The sequence below is a fragment of the Phyllobacterium sp. P5_D12 genome (genome assembly GCF_054049495.1).
Genome location: NZ_JBFUMG010000668.1, coordinates 1 through 2,192 on the forward strand (window position 1 = coordinate 1; position 2,192 = coordinate 2,192).

The 2,192-nt window shown below is 52.6% G+C and carries 2 protein-coding genes and 1 pseudogene; all 3 read right to left on the reverse strand.

Annotated features, from left to right (window positions below; genetic code table 11):
* On the reverse strand, positions 1-530 hold a 530-nt coding region (locus tag ACXJ5O_RS25030), incomplete at its 3' end, for a hypothetical protein (RefSeq protein ID WP_457302270.1).
* Positions 531-533: 3 nt separating this feature from the next.
* Positions 534-1,592: a hypothetical protein gene (locus ACXJ5O_RS25035; protein WP_457302271.1), complete on the reverse strand. Its 1,059-nt coding sequence runs from the start codon at positions 1,590-1,592 to the stop codon at positions 534-536.
* 78 nt (positions 1,593-1,670) lie between these two features.
* Positions 1,671-2,192 (reverse strand): annotated as a pseudogene (locus ACXJ5O_RS25040) (ArnT family glycosyltransferase); the annotation flags it as partial.

Below are 2,192 nucleotides of genomic sequence, written 5' to 3' on the forward strand. Positions count from 1 at the left end.
GGATAGAACCCCGGCGAAAGGTGACTGACATGCTCAACTACCGACCTATTTTTCTGCAAAAAGTTTAGTGCAATATCGAATTCCCCTTTCATGGCTGGTATCAATACCTCGAAAAGTTCAATCGTGGTTGAGCTGACCTCTGGCACCGACATGGCAGAGAGAAAGGCAAAATAATCGTCCAGACTTGCGATGGCATAGAGCTCCGGCAGAGCGCCCTCGATTATGTCCAGCATTTGCGCGATTATATCTGGCTTGTTCATAGTCCACCCGGACTTCCTGATGTACTCGCCATAGTTGGCTTGGCTGAACCGCAGGCCCCAGCCAAGAGATCTGATTTCCGTTTTAGGGGCAAGCAATTGCACTGAAATTTTCGGAACGAAGACACTCGGATCTATCGAGCTTCCAATATAGACACCGCGCAGCAAATGCTGCACGGGCTTGATGAAGACAAATCGTCCTGTCGAGATCAGGTCGTTCCGGCGCTGAATGAGCGGGCGCACTGCATCACGTACGTTTTTAATAGTGGTCATTGACTATCTCCTGATGGAACCGGCACTTGGCTTGATCTGTATGACAAAGAACTCCTCCGTTTTGGGAAACGTCTTCGCAGTTGAATGGGCAAAAACCCCCATCCGTGCGAGATCAAGCTCTTTTATCCCCGTCTTGAAATCGTAGATGCAGGTCAAATCGTTCCTGACTGTCTCATGAACATCGAGCCCGAGTGATCCTTTTTCCCTGATCCCGACTTCTTGCCGGTAGTATCCGGATGGAGCGCCGGCCAGTGGAGCCATAAGAAATAGTTCTGCTTTCAGAGTGCTGTCGCCTAAGCCGTTCACCATATTTGCCGCACGCAGGTGAAACTGGGTTCCATAGTTTTGCGGTGTTCCATAAGACCAAATGGGTCCCATCGTCGATGCAACGCTGTCCGCTATAGTTTGTATGGTCCAGTATCTGGGGCAAAACTTGCTAACAGTATCCACATCCACCGCACGAATGCTCGCCCAGAGTTTGGTACCGGAATCGCCCTTGCTGAATTGCCTTGCGCGCAGCGAAAGGATTGGTACGACATAAGGGTCATCAGCAGCTGCAATTGCGTTGTATTGCTCAACCGCGTCCGCTAGCGGGTATTCGAGTTCCGGCGCTTTCAGGAACGAGAGAAGAGCAGTGGCAGAACGGATAACGGGATTGTTCCTGACAATAGCCCGCAGTGGAGTTTCGCGGTCGATCTGCTGTCCCAGTTGCTCGGTCCGTTTTATCCATGAGCTGCTGTGCGGGCTCGAACTACTATGTGCCAATGTGGCGCCCGCGGTGATTGGATCAATCCCGCCTTGGCTCTCCGTCCACTGCCCGCCATCAGAATTCCCAGCAGGCACGCGGGGTTGATCTGAATCAAATTTGAGAAAGAGGTCAAGTTCGTCCAAAAACTCGAGTTGCTTGTAAAGGAAATCCTGCTTCTGTTGCAGAAGCAGATGGTCCTGCTTGGCTTGCGCCGCTGAGCACCCACGTTTAGGTGTTCTCAGGAGAGAATCGTTGGCTCTTATCCGCCATAGTAGCTGGTGGTAGGCCGGACTTTCCTTGGGTGTTTGATGCATGAATATGGTCCTTTTAAAGGACTATATTCCTATCAATGCGCGATGCCGTCAATTCGACATTAGTCGCAAGCCAATTGATTATTTCACCGCCTTGTACAGCGTTATGGTCGTCTTCCGGCCCTTGCTGTAGTTGATGCCGCTGACAGTCGCCACAGCAGCAACCGACTTCTCGCCCTGTGGCAAAGCCTTGATGAAGGCGTCGTGTTCCCGTTCATCGACTGCTGAAATCGCACAGGCCGGATCGTCGGTGAGGTGCTTGGCTGCTCCTGCGCCGTCGGTGAGAACCGTCTTCGTACCGGCAAGAAAGACCAGGCTCGGCTCAGCATAACTGGCGGAAGCCAGCACGCTGTTGTCGCAAGCCTTGGCAACATTGAACGCATTGGCAACGGCTGGGCTGAGCCAGATCGGCGTGAGCGCTGGAACGACGCCCCATGTAAGCAGCGTGAGCGTAATAATCGCAAAGGTTGCAGAGGCTTGCAGTGCGCGTTTGAGATTGTGATTCAACACAAGACCGCTGGCAAAGACACCCGCGGCAGCCGCAGTAAAGAAAGCAATGATCCCTGGAAACGAGAATGATCCGGTCATGACATAGGGCAGGAC

What these genes read in the sequence shown, in the direction of transcription:
- ACXJ5O_RS25035 (WP_457302271.1), bottom strand. Translation starts at nt 1,592, where the DNA reads ATGCATCAAACACCCAAGGAAAGTCCGGCCTACCACCAGCTACTATGG.